Below are 26,026 nucleotides of genomic sequence, written 5' to 3'. Positions count from 1 at the left end.
ATGCGCCCGGCCCGGCGGGCCCCCGGGGGGGTGGGGGCCGCGCCGGGGGCCGGTGGCGGCCTCGCCGGGGGCCGGTGGCGGCCTCGCCGGGGGCGCGCCGGACCGTCCCGGGGGCGCGGGCGGGGTCCCGCCGGCCGGCTCCTTCCGTACCCGTCGTGTCCGAAGTCTTGTCAGGTACGCGATGCCGCCCCTATCGTCACGCGCCGAAAGCGCTTTCTAGAGAGCGCTTTCTAGATGTTGCGTTTTTCCCAGGGACGGGGCTGACGACGACATACGTCCGCGTTCCCGCGGACGTCTACGAAAGGGCAGGCGAGCATGGGACGACGATCCCCCTCCACGCGACTCCGGGCGGCACTGGCCGCCATGGCGGTCGCGGCCGCCACCGGCGCGGTCCTGACCATCCCGGAAGCCTCGGCCGCCACCGCGGGCGCCACCGGCTACGCGAGCCAGAACGGCGGGACCACCGGCGGCGCGGGCGGGCAGACCGTCCGGGCCACCACCGGCACCGAGATCCACGCGGCCCTCTGCGGACGCGCCTCCAGCAGCACCCCGATCACCATCCAGGTCGAGGGCACGATCAACCACGCCAACACGGCCAAGGTGTCCGGCGCGAGCTGCAACACCGCCGCCGGGGTCATCGAGCTCAAGCAGATCAGCAACGTCACGATCGTCGGCGTCGGCTCGGGCGCCGTCTTCGACCAGCTCGGCATCCACATCCGCGAGTCGAGCAACATCATCATCCAGAACGTCACCGTCCGGAACGTGAAGAAGTCCGGCTCCCCCACCTCCAACGGCGGCGACGCCATCGGCATGGAGAGCGACGTCCGGAACGTCTGGGTCGACCATGTCACCCTGGAGGCGTCCGGCGGCGAGTCCGAGGGCTTCGACGGCCTGTTCGACATGAAGGACAACACCCAGTACGTGACGCTCTCCTACAGCGTGCTGCGCAACTCCGGCCGCGGCGGCCTGGTCGGCTCCAGCGAGACGGAGCTCAGCAACGGCTTCATCACCTACCACCACAACCTGTACGAGAACATCGACTCCCGCGCCCCGCTGCTGCGCGGCGGCATCGCCCACATGTACAGCAACCACTACAGGCAGCTGAACGAGTCGGGCATCAACTCCCGCGCCGGCGCCCGCGCCAAGGTCGAGAACAACTACTTCGAGGACTCCAAGGACGTCCTCGGCACCTTCTACACGGACGCGGCCGGCTACTGGCAGGTCGCCGGGAACGTCTTCGACGACGTGACCTGGTCCCCCGCCGGAACCGACTACCGCCCGGCCGGCCCGAACCCGGTCTCCAACACGACCGTGTCCGTCCCGTACGGCTACACCGCCGACAGCGCCTCCTGCGTCCCGGACGTCGTGGCGCGCACGGCCGGCGCGGGCAGGGGCCTGCTCGTCTCCGACGGCTCCTGCACCCCGCAGACCCCGAGCCCGACGCCCACCCCGACCGCCACCGCGACGCCCACGCCCACGCCCACTCCGACCCCGACGGCCACCGCCACCACCGCCCCGCCGTCCGGCACCAACCTGAGCATCGGCGCCGGCGCGGACGGCTCCAGCAAGGCCGACGGCACCAGCTACGGCAACGTCCGGGACGGCAACCTCGGCACGTACTGGTCGCCCGCCGGCACCACCGGCTCTGTCTCGGTCAAGTGGGGCTCCCCGACGACGATCTCGTCGGTCCGCGTCCGCGAGGCCGCAGGGGCGGGCACGGTCACCGGCTGGCGCCTCCTGAACGCCGACACCGGCGCCGTCCTCGCCACCGGCGGCGCGGCCGGCACGGCCACCTTCCCGGCGACCGCGCTGAGCAAGGTCACCTTCGAGATCACCGGTGCCACCGGCACCCCGCGCGTCGCCGAGTTCGAGACGTACGCGTAACCGGCGCGGCGTCAGAAGTCGACCGGGTCGCGGACGAGGGGGCAGGTCATGCAGTGGCCGCCGCCGCGTCCGCGGCCCAGCTCCGCGCCGACGATCGTGATGACCTCGATGCCCGCCTTCCGCAGCAGCGTGTTGGTCTGAGTGTTGCGGTCGTAGGTGAAGACCACACCCGGCTCCAGGGCGACGGCGTTGTTGCCGCTGTCCCACTGCTGGCGCTCGGAGGCGTAGACGTCGCCGCCGGTCTCGATCACCCGCAGCCCCGGCAGCCCCAGCGCCTTGGCGACGACGTCCGTGAACGGGGTGTCGCCCTCGTCGGTGATCTCGACGCCGGGAGCGCGGTCGGAGGGGCGCAGCGAGAAGCTGTGCACCGCGTCCACGATCCTCGGGTAGAGCGTGACGACGTCCCGGTCGGCGAAGGTGAAGACGGTGTCGAGGTGCATGGCGGAGCGCAGCTTGGGCATGCCCGCGACGACGACGTGCCGGGCGGCGCCGTTCTCGAAGAGGGCGCGGGCCACCTGGGTGATGGCCTGGCGCGAGGTGCGCTCGCTCATGCCCATGAGGACGACGCCGTTGCCGACGGGCATGATGTCGCCGCCCTCGAAGGTGGCCTGGCCCCAGTCGCGCTCGGGGTCGCCCCACCAGACGGTGGCGTCCCTGAAGTCGGGGTGGTGGGTGTAGACCGCCTTCATGAGGAGGGTCTCGCCGTGCCGGGCGGGCCAGTAGAGCGGGTTGAGCGTGACGCCGCCGTAGAGCCAGCAGGTGGTGTCCCGGGTGTAGAGGGTGTTGGGCAGCGGGGGCATCAGGTACTCGCGGGCGCCGACGCCCTCACGGGCGAGGGCCGCGTATCCGGAGCGGATGTCCTGGGGCAGGTCGGCGGTGGAGAGGCCGCCGATCAGGTAGTCGGTGAGTTCGCGCGGGGCGAGGGAGTCGAGGAAGCCGCGGGTGTCCTCGATGAGCCCCAGGCCGACCTCGTTGGCGACGATCTTGCGGTCGAGGAGCCATGCCTTCGCCTCGGGGAGGGCCATGGTCTCGGTGAGCAGGTTGTGCAGCTCGACGACCTCGACGCCGCGCTGGACCAGCTTGTTGACGAAGTCGGCGTGGTCGCGCTGGGCGTTCTCCACCCACATCACGTCGTCGAAGAGGAGGTCGTCCGAGTTGGTCGGCGTGAGCCGGCGGTGGGCGAGGCCCGGTGCGCAGACGAGGACCTTGCGGAGCCGGCCGACCTCGGAGTGGACGCCGAGGGGACGGGTGGCCTCGGGGGTGTCGGGGTTCATCGCTGGCCTTTCCGGTGGGGGCGGTCCGCGGGTCCGGGGCGCGCGGGGCCGTTCACAGTTCGATCCAGCCGGCGGCGAGGGCGAGGACGCCGACGACGGCACCGGCCACCGAGACGGCGCAGATGACCGCCTCGCGCGGGGAGAAGAGGCGCCGGCCCTGCTCCCGGCGGGCCTTGACGAAGAGCAGGGTGGCGGGGGCGTACAGGATCAGGGAGACGAGGACGAACTTGAGCCCGGCCGCGTACAGCAGGAAGGCGGTGTAGACGGTGGCGACGGAGGCGATGACGAGTTCCCGCCGGGTGCTGTCGCCGGCCACCCGGTTCTCCCGGGGTCGCAGGGCGATCTTGACGGCGAAGGCGGCGGCGAGGAGGAAGGGGATGAGGCTGAGGGCGCTGGTGAGGTCGAGGGCGAAGTTGAAGGCGTCGTCGGAGAAGGCGGTGACGACGAGGACGGCCTGGCTCAGCGCGGTGGTCATGAGCAGGGCCGGGGCGGGGACGTCGTCCTTCGTGGCGCGGCCGAGGAAGCGCGGCATGTCGTCGTCCTTGGCCGCGACGAAGAGGACCTCGGCGGCCATCAGCGTCCAGGCGAGGTAGGCGCCGAGGACGGAGACGATCAGGCCGACGCTGACGAACGCCTTGCCCCAGGTGCCGACGGCCGCCTCCAGGACGCCCGCCATGGAGGGCTGGCGCAGTTCGGCGATCTCGCTCATGGGCAGGATGCCGTACGACACGATGGTGACCGAGGCGAAGACGGCGAAGACGCTGAGGAAGCCCAGGACGGTGGCGCGGCCGACGTCCTCGCGGCGCCGGGCGTGCCGGGAGTAGACGCTGGCGCCCTCGACCCCGAGGAAGACGAAGACGGTGGCGAGCATGGTGCCGCGGACCTGGTCGAAGAGGGAGCCCGCGTAGTCGGCGCCGCCGAAGTTCTCGGCGAAGACGGAGGGCTCGAAGCAGAAGACGGCCAGGAGGACGAAGACCAGGATGGGCACGACCTTGGCGACGGTGACGATCCGGTTGATCGCCGCCGCCTCCTTCACCCCGCGCCGGATGAGCAGGAAGAAGCACCAGAGGCCGACCGAGGAGAGAACGATCGCGAGGGCGGTGTCCCCGTCGCCGAGCGAGGGCGCGATCGCGCCGATCGTCGACATGATGAGGACCCAGTAGGTGACGTTGCCGACGCAGGCGCTGGCCCAGTAGCCGAAGGCGGAGAAGAAGCCCAGGTACTCGCCGAAGCCCGCCTTGGCGTACGCGTACACGCCGGCGTCCAGGTCGGGGCGGCGCACGGCGAGCGTCTGGAAGACGAACGCGAGCATCAGCATGCCGGTGCCGGCGACGGCCCAGGCGATGAGCGCGCCCGCGACGCCGGTCTCCTGGGCGAAGCGGCGGGGCAGCGAGAAGACGCCGGCGCCGACCATGGAGCCGACGACCATCGCGGTGAGCGTGAGGAGGCTGAGCTTGACCGCCAGCGGAGCTCCGCCGGAGGCGGCCTCGGCGCCGGGTTCCGCTGTGGTCATGGGCGTACCTCACCGGTGCGCGCGCCGCGATGGGGCGCGGGGGGAAGAGCGTCGGGCCGATCAGACTCTAATGCGCCCCGATCACTTATGCCCCTTTTGTCCAATCGTGCGGTCCGGGTCGGTACGCATGCCGTCCGGGGGACCGGGCAGCCGCCGCGTGTACGGGTCCACGACGGTACGAACAGCGGCAGGGGGTCGCCATGTCCACGGCACGCGACATCATGACCCCGGACGTGACCTGCGTCCGGAGCGACGAGAGCGTGGTCGACGCCGCGCGGAAGATGGCCGAGCTCGACGTCGGCGCGCTGCCGATCTGCGGGCCCGACGAACGCCTGAAGGGCATGCTCACCGACCGCGACATCGTGGTCCGGGTGGTCGCCGAGGAGCGGGACCCGGCCACGTGCACCGCCGGCGAGCTGGCCCGGGGCGAACTCCTCACGGTCGGCGCCGACGACTCGCTGGAGCTGGTCCTGGAACTCATGGCCGACCGGAGGGTCCGGCGGGTTCCGGTGATCGACGGGCACGTGCTGGTCGGCATCATCTCCCAGGCGGACGTGGCCCGCCGGCTGCCCGACAGCACGGTGGGCGACCTGGTCTCCGACGTCTCCCGCCCGGCCTGAGCGTCCGCACCGTCAGAGACGGCGCAGGGCGCCCTCCGCGCGCAGGTCGGCGAGGGCCGGATAGCCGTCGACGGCCATGATGAGGTCCGCCTCGGCGAGGAGGGAGCGCAGGACGTGCACGACGCCGTCCTCGCCGCCGGCCGCCAGGCCGTACGCGTAGGGGCGGCCGACGCCGACGGCGGTGGCACCGAGGGCGAGCGCCTTGACCGCGTCCGCGCCGGTGCGGACGCCCGAGTCGAAGAGGACGGGCAGTCCGTCGGCGGCCTCGACGACACCGGGGAGGGCGTCGAGGGCGGGCAGCCCTCCGTCGGCCTGCCGGCCGCCGTGGTTGGAGCAGTACACGGCGTCGACCCCGCCGTCGCGGGCGCGGCGCACGTCCTCGGGGTGGCAGAGGCCCTTGAGGATCAGCGGCAGGTCGGTGAGGGAGCGCAGCCACGGCAGATCGGCCCAGGTGAGGGGGTTGCCGAAGACGCCGACCCATTCGAGGATCGCGGCACCCGGGTCCTCCTCGGGCGCCTTGGCGAGACGGGCGCGGAAGACCGGGTCCGAGGTGTAGTTGGCGAGGCAGTGACCGCGCAGCTGCGGGAAGTTGCTCGCGGCGAGGTCACGGGGGCGCCAGCCGGTGACCCAGGTGTCGAGGGTGACCACGATGCCCTTGAACCCGGCGGCCTCGGCACGCCGCACCAGGCTCTCCGCGAGGTCACGGTCGGTGGGCGTGTAGAGCTGGAAGAAGCCGGGGGTGTCGCCGAACTCGGCGGCGACCTCCTCCATCGGGTCCACGCTCAGGGTGGAGGCGACCATGGGCACGCCGGTGCGGCGGGCGGCGCGCGCGGTGGCGAGGTCGCCGTGCCCGTCCTGGGCGCACAGGCCGATGACGCCGACCGGCGCCATGAACAGCGGTGAGGGGAGGCGGAGTCCGAAGAGGTCGACGCCGAGGTCCCGCCGGGCGGCCCCGACCATCATCCGGGGCACCAGGCCCCAGCGTTCGAAGGCCGTCACGTTCGCCCGCTGGGTGAACTCGTCGCCCGCCCCGCCCGCCACGTACGACAGCACCGACGGCGGCAGCGCCGCGCCCGCCCGGGCTTCCAGTCCGGCGTAGGTCATGGGCAGCGCGGGCACCACCCCGCCGAGTCCGGCGAGGTAGATCTCGTTCTGGTAGTCGCCGTACCGCCCGCCGAACGCGCCGCTCATCCTGGCTCCGCCCTTCCCTCGCCGGCCCCGGCCGGGCCCGCCCCGGCCGCCGGTGGCGCCCACGGTGCCAGCCCGCGGGCCGGAGCGCCATGGTCCGGCGTCAGGGGGCCGGGCGGGCGGGAGGACCCGGCCGTCCCGCCCCGGTGCCTCCCGGGTGCCGCGCCCACGTCGCGTACCGGCATATTCCGGTGCGTCCGGGGGCGGGCCGGTGGTGGAATCGCCGGATGCAGACGAGCGACGCGCGCACGACGGTGGTGGACCGGGGCCGGTTCCCGGACGCGGCGACCCCTTGGGACGACGAGGAGTGGCGGCGGGAGGTGCTGGGCTGGGCCGAGCGGGTCCTGGCCGGGCACGGGCTGGCCGAGTCCGGCCCGCGCGAGGTCCGGGTGCGCCCCTGGTCGGTCCTCGTCCGGTTCCGCACCGGAGCGGGCGAGCGGGACGCGGTGTGGCTGAAGGCGGGTGCCCCGTCGAACGCCTTCGAGGCCGGGCTCGCCGGGGCGCTGGCCGGGTGGGCGCCGGAGCACGTGATGACCCCGCTGGCGGTGGACGCGGACCGCGGCTGGTCGCTGCTGCCCGACGGCGGGCCGCTGTTCCGCGGAGTCCTCGACGCGGGCGCGGCCGGCCCCGGGGCGTGGGCGACGGCGCTGGGCCGGTACGGGGAGATGCAGCGGCGGATCGTCCCGTACGCGGACCGGCTCGACGCCCTGCGGGTGCCGGGGGCGCGGACGCGGGAACTGCCGGAGGTCTTCGAGGCGCTCGTGGCCGGCAACCCCCGCTTCGACGCCGCCGAGCGGGAGGCGCTGCTGCGCCGCCGGCCCCGGCTCGCCGAGCTGTGCGCCGAACTCGACGCGTACGGCCTGCCCGACTCGCTCGACCACTGCGACCTGCACGACGGGCAGATCCTCGCCCCCGCCCCCGGCCGCTTCACCTTCTTCGACTGGGGGGACGCCTGTGTCGGGCACCCCTTCGGCAGCCTCCTGGTCCCGGTCCGGGAGGTCCGGGAGCGGTACGGCCCCGGGCACGTGGCCCCGATGGTGGACGCGTACCTGGAGCACTGGACCGGTCTCGGGCCGTCGGCGGCGGAGCTGCGCCGGGCGGCGGCCCTCGCGGTGCGGCTGGCGGCGCTGGGCCGCGCCGGCTCGTGGTTCCGGCTCTTCCCCGGCACGCCGACCGGCGACAGCGAGGAGGCGAGCGCCTACTGGGTCCGCGAGCTGTTCGCCGCCGCCGACGCGTGGTGACCCGTCGGGGGACCTGACCTCTACAGGCCGACGTCCCGGGCGCGGAGGTCCTCCAGGGTCTCCCGCCGGACGAGCAGCCGGGCGGCGCCGTCGTGGACGGCGACGACCGGCGGGCGGCCGACGAGGTTGTACGAGGAGGCCATCGACAGGTGGTAGGCGCCGGCCACCGGCACCGCGAGCAGGTCGCCCGGGCGGAGGTCGGCGGGCAGGTCGACGTCCTCGGCGAGGAGGTCGCCCGCCTCGCAGTGACGGCCGGCGACGGTGGTGCGGACGGCCGGGGCGGTGGAGCGGCGGCCGATCAGGCGGGGCGCGTACCGCACCCCGTACAGGGCGGGGCGCGGGTTGTCGCTCATGCCGCCGTCGACGGCGGCGAAGCTCCGGCCCGCGGTCGTCTTGACGGCGAGGACCCGGTAGAGGGCGATTCCGGCGGGCCCGACGACGGCCCGGCCCGGCTCGATGAGGAGCCGGGGGACGGGCAGCCCGGCGGCGGCGCAACTCTCGGCGAGGGCCGTGCGGAGCCGGCGGGCGAGGGCCGTCGGGTCGAGGACCGGGTCGCCGGGCCGGTACGCGATGCCGTGGCCGCCGCCGAGGTCGAGTTCCGGCAGGACGACGCCGTGGGCGTCGCGGACCCGGGCCATGAGTCCGACGAGCCGGCGCAGGGCGGTGAGGTAGGGCTTGGCCTCGGTGATCTGGGAGCCGAGGTGGCAGTGCAGGCCGGTGAGTTCGAGCTGCGGCTGGTCGAGGACCCGGGCGACGGCGTGCTGGGCGTGGCCGTCCCGCAAAGAGAGGCCGAACTTCTGGTCGTCCGTGCCGGTGCGGATCTTGGCATGGCCTCCGGCGCCGACGCCGGGCGTCACCCGGAGCATGACCTTCTGGTGGCCGCGGGGGCCGACGGCGGCGGCGAGCCGGGCGATCTCGGCCGGGCTGTCGATGACGATCCGGCCGACGCCGAGGCGCAGTGCGGTGTCGAGGTCGGCCGGGGTCTTGGCGTTGCCGTGCAGGAGGATCCGGTCGGGCGGGAAGCCGGCGGTGACGGCGAGTTCGAGCTCGCCGGCGGAGCAGACGTCGAGGCCGAGGCCCTCCTCGTCGACGAGCCGGACGAGGCCGCGGCAGAGGAACGCCTTGGCCGCGTAGTGCACGTCGGCGTCGGGGAAGGCGGCCCGGTAGGTGCGGCAGCGGTCGCGGATCTCGGCCTCGTCGAGGACGTAGACGGGGGTGCCGTGGGCGTCCGCGATGTCGGCGAGCGGCACGCCGGCGAGGAGGACCCGGCCGCCGGCGTCCTCGGTGGTGGTGGCGGGCCAGACGGAGAAGGCGCGGCGGGCGTCGCCGGACGCGGGGACGGATCCCGTGCCGGGCTCGGCTCCGGTGTCGATTCCGGCTGCGGTCACGAGGCCGGATCCGGCCTCGGCTTCGGCTCCGGTTTCGGCTCCGGCTCCGTCCGCGAGCAGGTCGGTGAGGGTCATGCGGCGGTCCCCCTGACGGCCGCGTCGACGCGGCGGGCGCACGGGGTCCCGGGGCGCGGGGCCAGGGGGACGGGGGCGGGCGCGGCGTCCGGAACGGCCTCGCGGACGACGTCCGGAACGGTCTCGGGAACGGCCTCCCGTGCCGGGGCCGGGGTGAACGGGGCCGTGAGGACGGGGTCGACGGTCAGGGCGTGGACGCCGAGGGGCCGGGCGAGGGCGCGCAGCGCGGGCTCGGAGAGCGGGATCCAGGGCTGGGCGGGCCCCAGGGTGGCGCGGAGCCGTGCGGGGCTGGTGAAGGCGACGGCCGTGCGGGCGCCGACGGGCGTGCGGAAGAGGCGGGCGGTGACGCCGTGGGGTCCCGGGCGGACGGGCACGCAGAGCCGTCCGGCCGGGACCGGTTCGGCGGGTTCGGGATCGGCGGGTTCGGAGTCGGCGGGTCCTCGGCCGGCGGGTCCGCGGTCGTCGGCGAGCGGGGTGCGGGGCATGGGATCCTCCCGGGCGGTCGGGCCCCGGCGGTGGTCCGGCGGGGCGTGTTCCTCGCAGCTTTGCCCGGCGCGGCGGGGCGCGTCCCCGTCCCTGACGCGGTCCTGACGCCGACCCGGCCGACTCTTGACGCGTTCGTCACGCGGGGGCCGCCCCGCGGCGGCCCACCGCACCCGACGATCATTGCTTCTAATCCTCTAAGCTGCTTAGTATTCACGAGCTCGCGCCCGGCCGGCCGAGCCCGTCCGTCGCCCCGGGAAGAGGGAGTTCCGCCGTGCCGTCGCACCGCCGCCCCAAGCAGCCGCACCCCCGCTACGCCGGTGTCGTGACCGCGACGGCGGCCGCCGCCGTGGTGCTCTCCACCCAGCAGGCCACGGCCGATCCGCTCCCCGACCCCACCAAGAAGGGCGTCCAGGCGCAGGTGGACCGGCTCCACGAGGAGGCGACCCGGGCCACGGAGGAGTACAACGGCGCCAAGGAGCGCGCCGACGCGCTCCGACGGCAGGTCGGCATCCTCCAGGACGGGGTCGCGCGCAAGCAGGCCGGACTGAACGAACTCCGCGACCGCATCGGGCTGCTGGCGGCCGGCCAGTACCGCGCCGGCGGAATGGATCCGGCGCTGCGGCTCTTCCTCTCCTCCGACCCCGACGCGTATCTCGAAGGCGCCGGCGTCCTGGAGCGGGCGGGCGACCGGCAGGCGGCGACGCTCCGCCGGTTCCTCGACGAGCAGCGCGTGCTGCGGCAGCAGCGCGGCGAGACCCAGGAGCGGCTGCGCGACCTCGGCGCCGTCCAGCGCGAACTGGGCGAGCGGAAGGGACGGATCCAGGGGAAGCTGCGCGAGGCGCAGCGACTGCTGAACACCCTCTCGGCGAAGGAGCGGGCGCGGATCGCCGAGGCGGAGCAGCGGGCGAACCGGGCGAGCGCGCGGGTGGAGCTCGGGAACGAGCCGAGCGCCTCCGGCCGGGCGGCGGCCGCGTTCGCCGCGGCGAGGAGCCGGGTGGGGTTGCCGTACGTGTGGGGGGCGAGCGGCCCGTCGTCCTTCGACTGCTCGGGGCTGACCTCGTGGGCGTTCCGCCAGGCGGACGTCTCGCTCCCCCGCACCTCGCAGGCGCAGGCCGCCGTCGGGACCCGGATCGACCGGCTGCCCGACCTCCGGCCCGGGGACCTGATCGTGATGCGGACCGATCTCAGCCACATCGGCTTCTACGCGGGCAACGGCCAGATCCTGCACTCTCCCAAGCCCGGCGCCCAGGTCCGCTACGAGTCGATCGCCCGCAGCGGGATGCCCTTCATGTGGGGCGTACGCATCGGCTGACCGGCCCGAGCCGGTACGCTCCGCACACATGAAGATGTAACGGCTGCTACATTCCCCGGCGTGACAACAAGAGAAGAGTCCGTCCGCTGGCTGCTCCTGGTGGTCAGGCTGCCGTCCGAACCCTCCCGGCACCGGGTCGCCGTCTGGCGCGAACTGCGCAAGGTGGGGGCCCTCTCGCTCGGGCAGGGCGTCTGGGCGGTGCCCGACGTGCCCGCCTTCGAGGGCGGCGTGACCCGCGCCCTCGCACTCACCGCGCGGGCCGGGGGCGAGGCGATCCGCCTCGACGCGGCCGGCCGGGACCCCGAGGACGCCGCCCGGTTCGCCGCGCTGTTCACCGCCGCGCGCGAGGACGACTGGACGGAGTTCCTCGCCGACTGCGGGAAGTTCGAGGAGGAGATCGCCAAGGAGATCCGCACGGCCAAGTTCACCCTCGCCGAACTGGAGGAGGAGGAACAGTCGCTGGAGCGGCTGCGGCGCTGGCACCGGGACCTGACGGCCCGGGACTACTTCGGCGCCGCCCTCGCCGGGCCGGCCGGGGAGCGGCTCGCGCACTGCGTCGCCGTCTGCGAGGAGTACGCGGAGCTGGTCTTCCGCGCGCTGCACCGGCCGGGTGGTGAGGAGGAGTGAGCGAGGAGACGCGGGAGGCGGCGCCGTCGTGGCGGATGTGGCCGCTCTACGCCGCCGGTTTCACCACCGCCTTCGGCGCCCACGGCGTCGCCGCCGTCCTCGGCGGGGACACCGGCGACGTCGTCGGCTCGCTGCTCATGCTCGGTGCGCTCCTCGCCCTCTACGACGGTGCCGAGGTGCTGCTCAAGCCGCTGTTCGGCTCGCTCGCCGACCGGATCGGCGCCCGGCCCGTGATGATCGGGGGCCTGGCCGGCTTCGCCCTGGCCTCCGCCTCCTACGCCGTCGCCGACAGCCCCGGCTGGCTGTGGGTGGCCCGGCTCGGACAGGGCGCGGCCGCCTCCGCGTTCTCCCCGTCCGCCTCCGCGCTGGTCGCCCGGCTCAACCCGGCGGCCAAGCACGGGCGGGCCTTCGGCTCGTACGGCTTCCACAAGTCGATCGGCTACACCCTCGGCCCGCTCCTCGGCGGTGCCCTGATGTGGCTCGGCGGACTGCGGCTCCTCTTCGGCGTGATGGCGGCGCTGGCCGCGCTCGTCGCCGTCTGGGCGCTGCTCGCGGTGGAGCGCGTGCCGCCGCTGCCGCGCCGCCGCCAGACGGTGCTCGACCTCACGCGCCGGCTCACCGACCCGGTCTTCCTGCGGCCGACGGCCGCGCTGGCCGCGGCGACCGCAGCCCTGTCGGTCGGTGTCGGATTCCTGCCGGTGTCCGGCGCGGCCGCCGGCTACGGCACGGTCGCCACCGGTGCCGCGGTCTCCGCCCTCGCCCTCACCGCGGCGCTCGTCCAGCCGAGGGCCGGACGGGCCCTGGACGAGGGCCGGATCACCACCGGCAAGGGGATCACGGCGGGCCTGCTCGTCACCGCGGCGGGTCTCGGCTGCGCGATCGTCCCCGGCCTTCCCGGGATCCTGGCCGCCGCCGTCCTCATCGGCGCGGGCACCGGCCTGATCACCCCGCTCGGCTTCGCGGCACTCGCCTCCTCGACGCCGCGGGAGCGGCTGGGCCAGACCATGGGCTCGGCCGAACTGGGGCGCGAACTCGGCGACGCGGGCGGCCCGCTGCTCGTCGCGGGCGTGGCCACCCTCGCGGGGATCGGCCCCGGCTACGCCGCACTGGCCGGCGTCATCGCCGTCGGCCCGCTGATCGGTCTCGCCCGGTCCGGCCGCGGGCGCGCGGCTCCGGGCGCGGCGGGCCCCGCCCCGGCCGGCGACGGGCCGCCGGCCTGACCCGCGCGCGGACCCGGGCCCGTGCGGGCTCCGCGCCGGCCCGCAGGGCGGCCGGCGCGGGCGCGTGTCACGGCGGGTCACCCGACCGGTCCCGACTGGCACTTCGTGTCGCCGTCCCACCTCTCGGCCTGCCCTTCACCCTCACCGATTCATACCGGTAGGGGGTATGTGATCCCCCAGGGGATCCGGGTCGTCGCCTCCCGTCGCGACGGGAGGGCGCGGATGGCACTGCGTGCCTGGTGGGAGGGGACCGGGACGTCGGCTGGACGGAGGGCCCGGGGAGCTGGAAACCTCGGCGTTCGAGGACCCGATCACCGGTCCCGTACGTGCGCCGCCGCGAGGGGAGCGTGGCCCGGGCCCGTGATCGCCGCGTCCTCGAAGGCGCGTCCGCCGCACCCGAACGCGCCGGTACCGCGAGGAGGAGGACCACCCATGACCGCCGCCCGGGAAGAACGGCCGCGGCTCGACGCCGCGAGCGTCGACAACGCGAGGACGACGCTGCTCCAGCTCCTCGCGCGGGCGGGGGTGTACTCCGGCGACGCCGAGGAGCTGATCGGCCTCGTCGAGGCGGGCGCCCTCGCCGGTGCGCACGACGAACTGGCCGGCACCGGACGGCACGCCCCGCCGGGCAGCCAGGAACCGTACGCGGCGGGCTGGCGCGACGGCTCACAGGCCGTCGCCGAGGGGCTCGCGGGCCTCGCCGACCGGGCCCTGGGCGCGGCCGTCGCCGCGGACGCCGCCGAGGACCCGGACGCCCGGCCCCGGGTCGGCCGGATGGAGGTCGAGCGGGCCAAGGTCGCGGTCGTCCCCCTGTACCTCTCCTTCACGGAGGAGTCCGACCTCGACCCCGAGGTCACCGAGCAGGTCCTGGCGGCCGTGCTCGCGACGATGGGGGTACGGCGGCGGGCCGCCTATCCGGGACGGCTGACGGCGTTCGCCGCCGAGCACCGGTCCCATCTGGAGCGGCTGTACGCCACCTACGGCCCGGGCAGCGCGATCGCCATCCACGGCCGGTACACCCTGGTCCACTCCCCCACGAGCCTCGCCGTCCTGGAACGGCTCGGCGCCCGCCCGGCCGAGCTGCGGGAGGAGTGGGACGCCGGTGAACTGCCGCCGGCCTGGCTGGACGGACTCACACGCGCCTGGGACGCGACGGCCTGACACCGTCCCCTCGCGGCCCCTCACGGGCCGGCGGGCGTGGCGGCGCCCCCGGGGCGCGGTGGGTGCGATCCGTCACACGGGGCGGTGACGGGGGTCCACCCGGTAGCGCGGGAGGCGGGGGCCGCGCATAGGGTGGCGGCATGCCCAGAACCTCTCCGGCCCTTGCCCTCGACGCCCTCCTCGACGGCAACCGTCGCTTCGTCTCGGGCACGCCCGAGCACCCCAACCAGGACGCCGCGCGCCGCACCGAGCTCGCGCCCGGCCAGGACCCGTTCGCCGTCATCCTCGGCTGCTCCGACTCGCGGCTCGCGGCCGAGATCATCTTCGACCGCGGGCTCGGCGACCTGTTCGTCGTCCGCACCGCCGGTCACGTCCTCGGCCCCGAGGTCCTGGGCAGCGTGGAGTACGCGACGAGCGTCCTCGGCGCCCGGCTCGTGGTCGTCCTCGGCCACGACTCCTGCGGCGCCGTCGCCGCCGCCCGCGCGGCCGTCGAGGACGGTTTCGCGGCGACCGGCTTCGTCCGGGACGTGGTGGAGCGGGTGACGCCGAGCATACTGGCGGCCAGGACGGCCGGCCTGACGGCGGACAGCGACATCATCGACGAGCACATCCGGCACACCGTGGACCTGCTCCTGGACCGCTCCCGCCTGCTGTCCGAGCAGGTGGCGGCCGGTGAGATCGCCGTCGTCGGCCTCGGCTACGAGCTGGCGGGCGGCAGCGCCCGTCTGGTCACCACGCGCGGGGTCGTGGCGGAGGAGGGCGCTGCGGCGTGACGTCCCGCTTCGACTGTTCCGACCCGGCGGCCCGCGCGGCGGGCCTCGCCGAGGCCACCGCCGCGGTGCGCCGCGGCGAGCTGGTGGTCCTGCCGACGGACACCGTGTACGGGGTCGGGGCCGACGCCTTCGACCCGAAGGCGGTCGCCTCGCTGCTGGCAGCCAAGGGCCGCGGCCGTCACAAGCCCTCCCCCGTGCTGGTCGACTCGGCCGCCGCGCTGGGCGAGCTGACCGACGAGCTCCCCGACGCGGCCCGGGCGCTGATCGACGCCTTCTGGCCGGGCGGGCTGACCCTGGTGGTCCGCCACCGGGCGTCCCTGGACTGGGACCTGGGCGAGACCGGCGGCACGGTGGCCGTCCGCATGCCGGACCACCCGCTGACCCTGGAACTCCTCGCGGAGACGGGCCCGTTGGCGGTCTCCAGCGCCAATCTGACGGACCACCCGTCCCCGCAGGACTGCGACGCCGCCCAGGCGATGCTCGGCGGGTCGGTGGCGGTCTACCTCGACGGCGGCCGGACCGCGGGCGCGGTCTCGTCCTCCATCGTGGACCTCAGCGGCGAGACCCCGCGCCTCGTCCGCGACGGCGTCCTGCCGGTCTCCGGACTCCGCGCGCTGGTACCGGACCTGATCGTCCCCTGACCCGCGCTCCCGCCCCGGCTCCGGGCCCGACGGAATCTCCGTTGCCCCGGGGCCCCGGCGGTGGCTACCGTCGTTCCCCATCGACGTGTAGCTCAGCAGCAGAGCGCCGGGCTCGGGACCCGGAGGGAGCGGGGGCGGCACCCGCCACGTCGGCTCATGGACATCCACGCTGACCAGCAGCCTCCGACGCCCGTATCCTTCACCGACCACGCCCGGCACCGCCTGGCCCTGGCCTTCACCGCCTCCCTCGCGCACGAGGATCCCGCGGCGCGCGAGCGGGCCGGCGAACGGGCGCGCGGCTGGCGTGACGTCCTCTCCGGGATGGCCTCCGGCAGTCTGCGGATCGGCTCCCGCACCCCCGTGGCCGGGCTGCCCGCCTGGGTGACGCCCGAGGTCCTGCACGGCGGCTTCGCCACCGGCTCGGCGCGGGCCGGCGGCCCGCTCCAGGCGTACGAGGCGGAGGCGGCCCGGCGTGCCGGGGTACCCGCCGAGCGGGCGGCGCTCTTCGCGCACCACCTGACCGAGCCGGGGCTCTCCGTCCTGTGGGACCTGCTCGACTCGGGCCGCTACGAGGTGACCCTGCCGGAGGAGGCGGCGCTGCTGACGGTGGCCTGGCTCGTCCGGGCGGGCGAGCCGGAGGCGGCGGCCGAACTGGTGGGTGTGCTGCGGCCGTTCGCGGAGCGGCTCCGGTTCCTCCCGCGCCCGGCGGACCGGCCCGCCCCGGACGCCGGGTCGGTGCACCGGTCCACGGTCGCGCGAGCCCGGACCGCGCTCGCCGGCCGGGCCGCGAAGCCGGCGGTCGAGGCGCAGCGCGAGGCGCTGGCCGTGTGGCGCCCGTTCGCCGACGAACTCCTGATCCACTGGCTGGAGTTCGCTGGCCCGGAGGGCGTGGTGCGGCCGGGCGCGGTGCCGGACGCCGCCTGGCTGTCGCGCGGCCGGACGCTGCTGGAGCGCTACGAGCGGCTGGCCGCCGCGCATGCGCTGACCCGCCGGCACCGCGACCCGAAGGGCAACGAGGGGATCCTGCGCGGGGCGCTGGCGGAGCTGACGGCCGGACGGGGGCTGGACGCGCGGCGGGCCGGTCTGGTGCGGGCGGCGGTCACGGGGATGGTCCGGAAGCGGGGGCTGCCGGGTTCGGAGCGGCACGCGGCGCTGCGGACGGCGCAGGCGGCACAGGCCGCGCTGCCCGCCCACCACGCTCTGGCGCACCTGGTCGCGGACCGGCTCGCCGGTCTGCCGCAGGAGTCGGGGATCGCCGAGGTGGCGGCGTACGTGGCGCCGGTGACGGAGGAGGAGGGGCGGCGCACCGGCCTGCCCGGGGGTGCCGCGATGCCGGGGTCGGTGCGGCGGGTGGTCGACCGGACGCGCAGCGCGCCGCTGGGCGAGCTGGTCGCGTCCGGTGTCGTCCCGTCGGCGGAGGCGATGGCGGAGCTGGTGCCGCAGCTGGTCGGCGCCGAGCGGGCCGGGGTCTACCGGGAGCCGGGGCTGCGCGCGCTGATGGCGGCCACCTACCGGGCCTTCCGCGGCCGTCGGTCGCTCCTGCTGCTCGGTCTCGCCCCTCAGGTGCGGCCGGAGGAGCTGCCGTGGGTGCGGGCGGTGGCCGGGTACGCGGAGGGCGACGGCGCGACCCGGCGCTCGGCGGCCGCGGCGGCGCGGCTCCTGGCGGAGACGGCCGTGGAGCACTTCCCCGGCACGCTGCTGCCCAATCCGCTCGTCCGCGAACTCGGCGCGCTGCTCGACGGGGCGGGGCCCCGCGTTCCGCTGGTGGAGGAGCTGGCGGCGGACATCTTCACGGGCCGGTTCAGCGGCGGGTTCCTCGCGGCGGCGGGGGTCGCGGCCGAACTCCTGGGCGGGGGCTCGCTGTACGAGCGGTACTACGGCATCGACTACGCGCGGGTGGCCGCCCTGGCCGCGCGGCAGGACGGACGGCCGGGCGCCGGCGGACGGACCGGGCCGGGCGGGGACGGCGGGGCGCGCGCGGAGTTCGCCCGGCTGTGCCACGCCCGGGCGGGCCGGGAGCCGGGGTACGACTCCGTCGCCGGGTACGGGATGGTCGTCGAGCAGGCGCAGATCCTCACCACGCACAACCTGGCCGTGCTGGTGCGGCGGCTCGGGATCGCGCCGGAGCCCGGCTGGGCGGAGCTGGCCCGGCGCTGTTTCGGGACGGTGTGCCGGATCACCGAGCGGGCGGGACGGGGCCCGTACCCGCTGCGGGACCTCAAGGACGCGGCGTACGCCTGGCGGCAGATGGTCTTCCACCTGTCGTTGTGCGGGGAGGACGAGCGGGCCGGGGTCCTGGCGTGGCTGCCGGGCGAGGCGGCGCGGCGGGCTCCGGTGGCGTCCCGGCTGGCGCCCGCGCTGCTGGGGCTGCGGCACGTCGCCGACGGGGGCGCCTTCGACGCGGAGGGCGCGGCGCGGGCGGGCCGGGCGCGGCGGCTGACCGGGTGGACGGACGGGGGGCACTGGATGCGGCCCGGTCCGTGGGCGTGACGGTACGGCCGTGCCCCGGCGCCCGTGGGGGCGCCGGGGTTCGGTCCGCGCGGTGGGGGCCGGGGGTTACGGGACCAGGCGGAGGAGGCGGTTCGGGGAGCCGCTGCCGGGGCTGGTGACCTTGTTGGGGGTGGCGCCGTTCACGAGGGCGGTGGCGACCTGGGCGGGGGTGGCGGAGGTGTGGCCGGCGAGGTAGACGGCGGCGGCTCCGGCGACGTGGGGGGTGGCCATGGAGGTGCCGGAGATGGTGTTGGTCGCCGTGTCGCTGGTGTGCCAGCCGGCGGTGATGGAGACGCCCGGGGCGAACAGGTCGAGGACCGCGCCGTAGTTGGACCAGCTCGCCTTGGCGTCGGTGTTGCTCGTGGCGCCCACGGTGATGGCCTCGGTGACGCGGGCGGGCGAGGAATTGCGGGCGTTCACGCCGGAGTTGCCGGCGGCGACCGCGTAGGTGACGCCGTCCGCGATGGAGCGCTTGACGGCGTTGTCGAGGGTGGTCGAGGCTCCGCCGCCGAGGGAGAGGTTGGCGACGGCGGGGGCTCCCGCGGCGTGGTGGGAGGTCACCCAGTCGATGCCGGCGACGACACCGGCGGTGGTGCCGGAGCCGTTGGCGTCGAGGACGCGGACGGCGACGACCTTGGCGGCCTTGGCCACGCCGTAGGTGGAGCCGGCGATGGTGGTGGCGACGTGGGTGCCGTGGCCGTTGCCGTCCTGCGCGACGTTGTCGCCCTCGACGGCGTCGTAGCCGTTGACGGCCCGGCCCGCGAGCTCGCCGTGGCTGACGCGTACGCCGGTGTCGATGACGTACGCGGTGACTCCGGCGCCCGCGCTGTCCGGGTAGGTGTAGGTGCCCGAGAGCGGGAGGTCCGCCTGGTCGATGCGGTCGAGGCCCCAGGGCGCGCTGGTCTGGGTGGCGTCGGCGCGGACGATCTGGTTCTGCTCGACGGTCGCCACGGCGGGGTGGGCGGCGAGGCGGCGGGCGGCCGCGGCGTCGAGGGTGACGGTGTAGCCGTTGAGGGCCGAGCCGAAGGTCTTGCCGACCTTGCCGCCGTAACCGGCTATGAGTCCGCGGCCCTCGGCGGAGCCGGCGGCGAATCCGGCGCCCTGCTTGAGGGTGACGAGGTAGCTGCCGTCGACGGCGTCGGGCGAGCCGGCGGCGAGGACGACGCCCTCGGCGGGGGCGGGGGCGGCGGCCTGCGCGGGGGCCACGGTGAGGCCGGTGGCGAGCGCGGCGACGGTGGCGGCGGAGGCGATCAGGGCCCGTCGGGCGGTGCGGTTCGCGGGGAGTGCCATGGTGAGGGGTTCCTCCTCTTGGCGGCGCGCCCTGGGTCGGGCGGCGCGGTTCGTGGGGGTCGCGTGCGGTCGCACGCACCGCCGGGGAGGGGGGCCTCCGCTCGGCGTGGGCAGTAGCCTGTGCCGCACCGGCCGGGCGGATCAAGGAAGTTGGACCCTTGTCATGCATCCGACACGCTGCGGACACGGAGACCCGGTCGATCCCCTGGCGAACCGCCACGAACCACCCCGCCCGCGCCACCGTCACGTTCCGGCCGACACCCACGAGGACCGGCCACCGGACGGTGCCGCACGAAAGCCGGACGGACACCGAGGGGGCGGTACGGCGGCGGGACGTCCTCGCCGCGGCCGGGGGCGGGGCACCGCCCCCGGCGGGGCTCCGTCATGATCGGGGCATGCGAAGCACGACCGCGCCGGACGACGGCACCCCCGCCCTGCCCCCGTACCAGGCGGAACTGCGCCGCCGGCTCCTCGCCGCCCCGGTCGTCCCGGCGCCGGCGCCCTGGCGGAACGTCTTCGGCGACCGCGCCGCCGTCGGCGGGCTCACCGGCATCGGGTTCGGCGTGGACCCCGTCACCGGCCACGACCTGGTGATGGTCGTCTCCCACCAGGGGTACGGGGTCTTCGACGCGGTGACGGGCGAGCGGATCGCGCGGGACCGGGACCCGGAGGACGACGGGCCGGACGACACCCCGGACCTGTCGTGCCCCTGGATCGGCCCGCTCGCCGGCCGGCGGGTGCGGATCGCCGGACTGTACGGCGGCGGTCTGCACAGCACGAGCGGAGACGGCTGGACGGTGGACACCGAAGCCCCCGACTGGCCGAACCACCGGATCCTGCTCTCCGCCAACGGCGGGAACTGGCACCGCCCGCCGCACACGGAGGGCTGGTGGCACGTCCTCCACTCCACCTGGTCGACGCTGCGCGCCGCCGGCTTCTCCCCCACGGGGCGGACCCTCGCCGTCGCAACGTCCAGCGATCTGACGCTGTGGACGCGCGGGCCCGCGTGAGGGACGGTCAGGCGTCGAGGACGGCGGCCACGGCCTCGATCTCGACGAGCTGGTCGTGGTACCCGAGCACGGTGACGCCCATCAGGGTGCTCGGCACGTCGTGCGCGCCGAAGGCGTCCCGGACCACCTCCCAGGCGGCCACCAGGTCGGCCTGACGGGTCGTGGCGACGAGCACCCGGGTGCTGATGACGTCCTCGATCCCGGCACCGGCGTCCTTCAGCGCCGTCCGCAGGTTCTCGACGCAGGCGGCCGCCTGCCCGGCGACGTCCCCGACGGCGACGGTCGCGCCGTCGGCGTCGAGCGGACAGGAGCCCGCCAGGAAGATCAGCCGGGCCCCGGCCGGCGCGGTCGCCGCGTACGCGTACTCGGCGACGTCGGACAGGGTGGCGGAACGGATGAGGCGGACGGCTCGGGGCACGGCGGCTCCTCTCGGCGGCGGCGGACCGGGGCCGGACCGGCCCCGGTCACGGGAACACACCACCCTCTCAGGCTTCCTCCGCCGCCTCGACCGCATTTCCCGCCCCCGGACGGGCGTCGCCGAACCGCGTCGGCCCCAGCTCCTCCGGCAGCAGCCGCACCGCCTCCGCGACCGCCTCCGGGGCCGTGGCGAAGGGCCGACCCCGCTCGGTCATGAACACGGCCACCCGGTAGCCGTCCTCCCCCGCGCACTCCAGGTTCGGCCCCACGACGTCCAGGTACGGACGGGTCGCGGCGGAGAACCGCAGGCTCCAGTGGCTCGTGAACGGATACAGCGCCCTCAACCGCGGCTCGGCGTGGGCCGCTTCGACGAGCGCCCGGTACGCGTCCGCCCAGGGGGTGTCGAGTTCCGCCGCCTCCGTGCGCAGGTGCCGCCACTCGGACTCCACCAGACGGGCGGGGTCGGGCTCGGTCAGTTCGGAGCGGCCGGTGGGCCGGGCGAAGGGGGCCACCGCGTGGACGCCGTCCGGGGCCGCGCCGTCGTGCCAGGCGCGGAGCGCCCTCGCGACCTGGGCCAGATCGTCCGTCACACCGTGGATCAGGGACAGGCCGAGAAGGGGGTCGTCCGCGCCGACCGACCACTTCCGCTCGTGTCTCCACGCCGAGACGCGCATCGCCTCCCGGTACGGCAGCACGCTGCCCGCGGACGCGCCCGACAGCGGCTCCCGGGCCGGCGAGGTCAGCGGTACGTCGTCGAGGGCGCCGGCCGCGACGGCGCGGAGCGCGGCGGCGAGGCTGCCGGCGGCGGCGATGTCGGGGAACAGGACGGCGGGTTCGGGAGGCGAGGTCATGGCGGGAATACTGCCTCGTCCGCTCCTCAGCCGGCGGGGGTGGGCCAGTGGCGGTGGAGGGGGTCGATGCGGAAGGGGTGGACGTGCCGGTGGCCCGGGCCGGTCGCGGCGGCCATGTGGGGGTGGCCCGCCGGGAGTTCGGGGTGGGCGTGCTCCAGTTCCTCGGGGTCGCGGCGCGGCCAGAGGCGGGCGGCGGCGAGCGCCGCGGCCAGGGCGACGACGGTGAGGGCGGCGGCGGAGGCGGCGGTCCCGGCGCGGGCGGCGAGCCAGCCGGCGAGCGGGTAGGTGACGAGCCAGCAGCCGTGCGAGAGGGAGAAGCGGGCGGCGAAGACGGCGGGCAGATCGGGATCGGCCGCGGACCGGCGCAGCAGCCGCCCGCCGGGGGTGAGGACCGCCGAGGTCGCGGCGCCGAGGCAGAGCCAGAGGGCGAGCAGCGCGGGCCAGGCGGCCGTCCGGTGCGGGCCGGCCCAGCCGGAGGCGAGGCCGGCGGTCAGCAGCGCGAGGGCGGCGGCGAGGACGCCCGCGGCGGGGAGCATGACGGCGCGGTCCCCGGTCCGGCCGAGCAGGCGCGGGAGCAGCAGGGCCGCGGCCATCGAGCCCGCCCCGTACGCGGCGAGGGCGAGGGAGACATCGCCGGGCGGGCGGGCCAGCCCGTCCTGGACGAGGACGACGGTGTCGACGAGGACCATCGCGCCGGCGGCGGCGACGGCGAGGTCGAGCGCGAGCAGGGCGCGCAGCCGGGGCGTGGCCAGCAGGAGCCGTACGCCGGTGACGCGCTCCGCCGGGGGGCCGGGAGGGGCGTCCGGCGGGAGACGCAGCGGCAGGACGAGGAGCGCGGAGAGGAGGAAGCCGGCCGCGGTGCCGGTGAACAGCCACCCGTACGGGACGAGGGCGAGCAGGGCGGCGGCGAGGACCGGACTGACGAGGCTCTCCAGGTCGTAGGCGAGCCGGGAGAGGGCGAGGGCACGGGTGTAGTCGCGCTCCTCGGGCAGGACGCGCGGGATCGTCGCCTGGAAGGCGGGGGTGAAGACGGCCGAGGCGGCCTGGAGCAGCAGCACGAGCGCGTACACCTGCCAGACCTGGTCCACGAAGGGCAGGACCAGCGCGGTGAGCAGCCGGACGAGGTCGGCGCCGACGAGCAGGGCCCGGCGCGGCACCCGGCGGGCCAGCGCCCCGGCGAGCGGGGCGAGGCCGACGTACGCCGCCATCTTGAGCGCGAGCGCGGTGCCGAGAACGGCGGGCGCGCGGGCACCGGCGAGGTCGTACGCGAGGAGGGCGAGGGCGACGGTCGCGAGGCCCGTGCCGGTGAGGGCGACGGTCTGGGCGAGGAAGAGGTGCCGGTACGTGCGGTCGCGCAGGACGGACAGCATGGGGACGCCCTCGGTCGGCGGGGGTGCGGTCCCCTCCACCGTAGCCGACACGTGCATGTGTGCGCACATGTCGACGTGAAGACGATGGTTCCGCCTTCCGGCTCAGTCGTGCCAGGGCTCCCCCGTCACCACGTGGTCGGCCCGGTTCAGGGCCTCGACCACCAGCCGCTTCAGATGCCCGTCCGGCAGGGCGTACACCACCCGCCGCCCGTCCTTCCGCGCCTGCACCAGCCCGCCCAGCCGCAGCTTGGCCAGGTGCTGGCTGACCGCCGGCCGCGCGGCCCCGCACGCCTCCGTCAGCGCGCCGACGTCGGCCTCGCCCCGGGTGAGCACCCACAGCAGCTGCAGCCGGGTCGGGTCGCTGAGCAGCCCGAACACCTCGGCCGCCGCCGCGAGCTCCGGCGCCCCCGGCGCCCTCGGATGGACGGGGGACACGACCTGGTCACGCACGGGATCCGCCATGGGCCCATCGTAGGGAGGGAGCGCGGACCCGACCGCCGGCGGTGCCCCTTGGGCTGTCCGCGGATCGGGACGGGTGACCGATCCGTGGACCGCCGTGCACGGGAACACGCTCTCGGGTGAGGATGCTGCGGACGGCCGGGACATGGCCGGGAGCGAGGAGAGACGACCATGACCATCGAGTGGCGGTACACCATCCACCCCGGCCTCGGTGTGCTCTCCTTGGCCGGCTTCCTCGGCCAGGAGGCCGTGGGGCGGTTCCAGGGGGCCGTCGGCTGGGCGCTCGCGCGCGGCACCGGGCCCGTGGTGCTGGACCTGACCGGGCTGCGCGGATGGTCCGACGGCGGGCGGCTCGCCGTGACCGAGGCCGCGGCGCGGCTCGCCGCCGAGGGGCGCGGGCTCGAACTCGCCGCCGTGCCCGAGGGCGGGGCGGACGCCGGATTCGGCGACGGCCTGGTGGTCATCGAGGTCCACGGCGACCTCGCCGCCGCGCTCGCCGCGCACCGGGACCGGGGCGTCGAGGAACGCGAATGGCGTAGCGACGCCTGGCCCGAGAACGCCTGAAGCCCGGACGGGCCGCCGGAAATGCCTGAACCGGCGCCCCGGGAGGCCGTCGGCGCCGGATCCGATCGGGGGAAGGGCTCCCCGTGGCGGCGGCCCGGGCGCGGGGGTCTCCTCGTGGCGGCAGCCGTGGGCGCGGGGCCTGCCCGTGGCGGCGACCGTGGAAGTGACGCCTGCCCGTGCCGGCAGCCGTGGGGCGCGGGGCCCCCTCGTGGAGGACCCGCGCGTCCGGTCAGAACCAGTGCAGGCAGTGCGGCGGGCGGTCCGTGCGGAAGAGGGCGTCGGCGCGGGCGGCCGCGTCCGCGTGGTGGGCCCGCACATGTCCCGCGCGCACGAGGGTGCCGGGAGCCGTGCCGCCGAGGTAGACCGCGCCCAGGTCGCCGACGTCCAGCGACAGGTCGGGCTCGCGGTCGGTGGGCACGCAGTCGGCCTTGCCGTCCCGGACGGTCAGCAGGTGGCGGGCGCGCTCGCCGAGGAACGGGTCGTCGACGTCGAGGACGAGCTCGCCGTCCGTGAGCCAGCCGCGCGCGGTGAGGGCGCCCGGGACGTCGAGCAGGCGCACCCAGAGCCAGTCGGAGTCGTGGCCGACCTCGCCGGCGCGGTAGTCCGCGAGCAGATGGCGCAGCGGATGGCCGGGCGGGACGTGCCGGAAGACGACCTGGGTGACGAGGTCGTGGCCGAGCGCGAAGCGGGCCAGCGCCGCGAAGACCGCGTCGTCGGCGGTGACGATCTCGTCGACCGTCAGCGTGCCGGAGTCGACGGAGTAGGAGGCGTACCCGTCCGCCTTCCCGCCGGCGTCCCGGTGGACGGCGACGTGGCGCCGGGCCGACGCGACCGGCGGCTGTCCGGCCCCCAGGGCCCACCAGCGGTGCGGCCGGGAGAGCGCCCCGGGCTGGGCGCGGCGGTAGCGGTCGTAGACCTCTTCGAGGACCGGGCCGCAGCCGGCCCTCCGCAGCAGTTCGACCGATCCGGTGTCCCGCGCCGCCTGCCCTCCGTCCGCTCCGGGCGCCCGGAGCGGCGCGAAGGCGCCCCGGTGGCGCGGCACGGTCAGCCGCTGGGTGGAGGTCGCCGGTCCGTAGCCGAACCGGCGGTAGATCAGGGCCTCGGAGGCCAGCAGGACGGAGAGGACCTCGCCCCGGGCCCGCAGCTCGGCGAGCTGATGCCGCATCAGCGCGCTGAGCACGCCCTGGCGCCGGTGCGTGGGCAGCACGCCCACCGCGGTCACGCCGGAGACCGGGACGACGGTCCCGCCGGGCAGGGTGAGCTCGAAGGTGTACGCGCCCGCGGTACCGACGGGCCGCCCGTCCGGGGCGACGGCCATCAGATTGCGGTCCATCTCCAGCGCCGACCACCAGGCGCCGCCCTCGGGCGGGCCCTCGGCGAAGAGCCCGAAGGCGGAGAGCATGGTGTCGACGAAGACGGTGAGGTCCTCGTCGGTGGTGGAACGGATCTCCATCGCTGGCGCTGCCTCCTCGTGCCGGCACCACGGCCCTGTGGCGCCCCGGACCAGTGCAGCGGCGGCCCGGGGTCCGGTCAAACGAATTACGGGGCGGGGCCGGCGGCCGGAGCGCGCGGGGAACACGGCTCCGGCCCGCCCCGTCGCCTCCGGTGCGAGCCGGCGATCCGGATGCGGCGGGGGGCCGGAGGGCCGGAGGCTCGGCGGGCCCAACGCCCGTCCGGGCGCGGTCAGTCGAGGCAGAACTCGTTGCCCTCGATGTCCCGCATCGCGATGCAGGACTCGTTCTCGCCGTCCGCGTACAGCGTGTAGTCGTGCACCGCGCCGAGCGCGACCAGACGCGCGCACTCGGCCTCCAGCACCGCCAGGCGCTCCGCGCCGACGAGTCCGGTGCCGGCCCGCACGTCGATGTGCACGCGGTTCTTGGCGACCTTGCCCTCGGGGACGCGCTGGAAGAACAGCCGCGGCTCGCCGCCCACGGGGTTGATCGCGGCGTGGTCCGCACCCCGCCGCCCGGGCTCCGCGCGGTCGAACTCGCCCCAGGAGCCGAACCCTTCGGGCGGCGGCGGAGTGTCGTACCCGAGCACCGCGCACCAGAAGCGGGCGACGCGCTCGGGTTCCGCGCAGTCGAAGGTGATCTGGACGTTCTTGATCAACGGCATCGCGCCATCATAGGGCGGACCGCTTCGGAGCCCCGGGTATTTTCGCGCGTCCGCGTC

Annotated in this window: 24 protein-coding genes and 1 tRNA gene; 13 read left to right on the top strand and 12 right to left on the bottom strand. The window is 75.7% G+C overall.

The features are described 5' to 3' along the window. Positions 1-315 precede the first annotated feature (315 nt). Complete coding sequence (locus ACFVU3_RS33625; protein WP_390072290.1) at positions 316-1,884, top strand: polysaccharide lyase family 1 protein; 1,569 nt, start codon at positions 316-318, stop codon at positions 1,882-1,884. Between the two features lie 11 nt (positions 1,885-1,895). On the opposite strand, the gene ACFVU3_RS33620 is transcribed toward ACFVU3_RS33625, so the two are convergent. Beyond that, complete coding sequence (locus tag ACFVU3_RS33620) at positions 1,896-3,158, bottom strand: arginine deiminase (RefSeq protein WP_390072288.1); 1,263 nt, start codon at positions 3,156-3,158, stop codon at positions 1,896-1,898. 52 nt (positions 3,159-3,210) lie between these two features. After that, entirely contained in the window at positions 3,211-4,671 is a 1,461-nt protein-coding gene (locus ACFVU3_RS33615) for a basic amino acid/polyamine antiporter (RefSeq protein WP_390072286.1), read from the bottom strand. 200 nt (positions 4,672-4,871) lie between these two features. Between ACFVU3_RS33615 and ACFVU3_RS33610 the strand changes: the two genes are divergently transcribed. Further along, positions 4,872-5,291, top strand: coding sequence for a CBS domain-containing protein (locus ACFVU3_RS33610; RefSeq protein ID WP_390072284.1), 420 nt, complete (start codon positions 4,872-4,874; stop codon positions 5,289-5,291). Between the two features lie 12 nt (positions 5,292-5,303). Here ACFVU3_RS33610 and ACFVU3_RS33605 read toward each other — a convergent pair whose 3' ends face one another. After that, the gene (locus ACFVU3_RS33605; RefSeq protein ID WP_390072282.1) at positions 5,304-6,482 is read right to left on the bottom strand and encodes a lactate 2-monooxygenase; all 1,179 of its coding nucleotides are present in this window, start codon (positions 6,480-6,482) and stop codon (positions 5,304-5,306) included. Between the two features lie 224 nt (positions 6,483-6,706). Between ACFVU3_RS33605 and ACFVU3_RS33600 the strand changes: the two genes are divergently transcribed. Then, positions 6,707-7,720 carry a phosphotransferase gene (locus ACFVU3_RS33600; protein WP_390072280.1) on the top strand — a complete coding sequence of 338 codons (1,014 nt, stop codon included), beginning with the start codon at positions 6,707-6,709 and terminating at the stop codon, positions 7,718-7,720. Positions 7,721-7,740: 20 nt separating this feature from the next. Here the strand turns inward: ACFVU3_RS33600 and lysA are convergent, their stop codons facing one another. Then, entirely contained in the window at positions 7,741-9,183 is a 1,443-nt protein-coding gene (gene lysA / locus ACFVU3_RS33595; RefSeq protein WP_390072278.1) for a diaminopimelate decarboxylase, read from the bottom strand. Then, positions 9,180-9,668 carry an SAV_915 family protein gene (locus ACFVU3_RS33590; protein ID WP_390072276.1) on the bottom strand — a complete coding sequence of 163 codons (489 nt, stop codon included), beginning with the start codon at positions 9,666-9,668 and terminating at the stop codon, positions 9,180-9,182. Before ACFVU3_RS33590 ends, lysA begins: the two co-directional genes overlap by 4 nt. Positions 9,669-9,940: 272 nt before the next feature. On the opposite strand from ACFVU3_RS33590, the gene ACFVU3_RS33585 reads away from it, so the two are divergent. From ACFVU3_RS33585 to ACFVU3_RS33550, 8 genes are all read left to right on the top strand, one after another. Then, the gene (locus ACFVU3_RS33585) at positions 9,941-10,981 is read left to right on the top strand and encodes an NlpC/P60 family protein (protein ID WP_390072274.1); all 1,041 of its coding nucleotides are present in this window, start codon (positions 9,941-9,943) and stop codon (positions 10,979-10,981) included. Between the two features lie 60 nt (positions 10,982-11,041). After that, positions 11,042-11,608, top strand: a complete 567-nt coding sequence (locus ACFVU3_RS33580; protein ID WP_390072272.1) for a Chromate resistance protein ChrB — start codon at positions 11,042-11,044, stop codon at positions 11,606-11,608. 35 nt (positions 11,609-11,643) lie between these two features. Next, positions 11,644-12,828: an MFS transporter gene (locus ACFVU3_RS33575; protein WP_390072300.1), complete on the top strand. Its 1,185-nt coding sequence runs from the start codon at positions 11,644-11,646 to the stop codon at positions 12,826-12,828. Positions 12,829-13,260: 432 nt separating this feature from the next. After that, positions 13,261-13,989, top strand: coding sequence for a hypothetical protein (locus tag ACFVU3_RS33570; RefSeq protein WP_390072270.1), 729 nt, complete (start codon positions 13,261-13,263; stop codon positions 13,987-13,989). 140 nt (positions 13,990-14,129) lie between these two features. Next, complete coding sequence (locus ACFVU3_RS33565; protein WP_390072268.1) at positions 14,130-14,762, top strand: carbonic anhydrase; 633 nt, start codon at positions 14,130-14,132, stop codon at positions 14,760-14,762. Then, entirely contained in the window at positions 14,759-15,403 is a 645-nt protein-coding gene (locus tag ACFVU3_RS33560; protein ID WP_390072266.1) for an L-threonylcarbamoyladenylate synthase, read from the top strand. The genes ACFVU3_RS33565 and ACFVU3_RS33560 overlap by 4 nt, the downstream gene beginning before the upstream one ends. 81 nt (positions 15,404-15,484) lie before the next feature. After that, a tRNA-Pro gene (locus tag ACFVU3_RS33555) sits at positions 15,485-15,556 on the top strand. A gap of 3 nt (positions 15,557-15,559) precedes the next feature. Beyond that, positions 15,560-17,893 (top strand): hypothetical protein, encoded by a 2,334-nt coding sequence (locus ACFVU3_RS33550; RefSeq protein WP_390072265.1) that lies wholly within the window; start codon positions 15,560-15,562, stop codon positions 17,891-17,893. Between the two features lie 66 nt (positions 17,894-17,959). Here ACFVU3_RS33550 and ACFVU3_RS33545 read toward each other — a convergent pair whose 3' ends face one another. Next, entirely contained in the window at positions 17,960-19,183 is a 1,224-nt protein-coding gene (locus tag ACFVU3_RS33545; RefSeq protein ID WP_390072264.1) for a S8 family serine peptidase, read from the bottom strand. Positions 19,184-19,578: 395 nt separating this feature from the next. Here ACFVU3_RS33545 and ACFVU3_RS33540 point away from each other — a divergent pair, with 395 nt between their 5' ends. Next, a complete protein-coding gene (locus ACFVU3_RS33540) occupies positions 19,579-20,193 on the top strand; it encodes a hypothetical protein (protein WP_390072262.1) in 615 nt (204 codons plus the stop codon). Between the two features lie 7 nt (positions 20,194-20,200). On the opposite strand, the gene ACFVU3_RS33535 is transcribed toward ACFVU3_RS33540, so the two are convergent. From ACFVU3_RS33535 to ACFVU3_RS33520, 4 genes are all read right to left on the bottom strand, one after another. After that, positions 20,201-20,611, bottom strand: coding sequence for a RidA family protein (locus ACFVU3_RS33535; protein ID WP_390072260.1), 411 nt, complete (start codon positions 20,609-20,611; stop codon positions 20,201-20,203). Between the two features lie 67 nt (positions 20,612-20,678). After that, entirely contained in the window at positions 20,679-21,461 is a 783-nt protein-coding gene (locus ACFVU3_RS33530) for a DUF6193 family natural product biosynthesis protein (RefSeq protein WP_390072258.1), read from the bottom strand. Between the two features lie 26 nt (positions 21,462-21,487). After that, positions 21,488-22,831 (bottom strand): MFS transporter, encoded by a 1,344-nt coding sequence (locus ACFVU3_RS33525; protein WP_390072298.1) that lies wholly within the window; start codon positions 22,829-22,831, stop codon positions 21,488-21,490. A gap of 102 nt (positions 22,832-22,933) precedes the next feature. After that, entirely contained in the window at positions 22,934-23,293 is a 360-nt protein-coding gene (locus tag ACFVU3_RS33520) for an ArsR/SmtB family transcription factor (RefSeq protein ID WP_390072256.1), read from the bottom strand. 168 nt (positions 23,294-23,461) lie between these two features. Here ACFVU3_RS33520 and ACFVU3_RS33515 point away from each other — a divergent pair, with 168 nt between their 5' ends. After that, entirely contained in the window at positions 23,462-23,854 is a 393-nt protein-coding gene (locus tag ACFVU3_RS33515; RefSeq protein WP_390072254.1) for an anti-sigma factor antagonist, read from the top strand. A gap of 229 nt (positions 23,855-24,083) precedes the next feature. Here the strand turns inward: ACFVU3_RS33515 and ACFVU3_RS33510 are convergent, their stop codons facing one another. Together ACFVU3_RS33510 and ACFVU3_RS33505 are read right to left on the bottom strand one after the other, a co-directional pair. Continuing rightward, positions 24,084-25,307 carry a GNAT family N-acetyltransferase gene (locus tag ACFVU3_RS33510; protein ID WP_390072252.1) on the bottom strand — a complete coding sequence of 408 codons (1,224 nt, stop codon included), beginning with the start codon at positions 25,305-25,307 and terminating at the stop codon, positions 24,084-24,086. A gap of 230 nt (positions 25,308-25,537) precedes the next feature. After that, entirely contained in the window at positions 25,538-25,969 is a 432-nt protein-coding gene (locus ACFVU3_RS33505; RefSeq protein ID WP_390072250.1) for a VOC family protein, read from the bottom strand. Between the last annotated feature and the right edge of the window lie 57 nt (positions 25,970-26,026).

The organism is Streptomyces sp. NPDC058052, from assembly GCF_042885515.1.
Lineage (GTDB): Bacteria > Actinomycetota > Actinomycetes > Streptomycetales > Streptomycetaceae > Streptomyces.
This window is presented reverse-complemented; position numbering and strand designations above follow the sequence as displayed.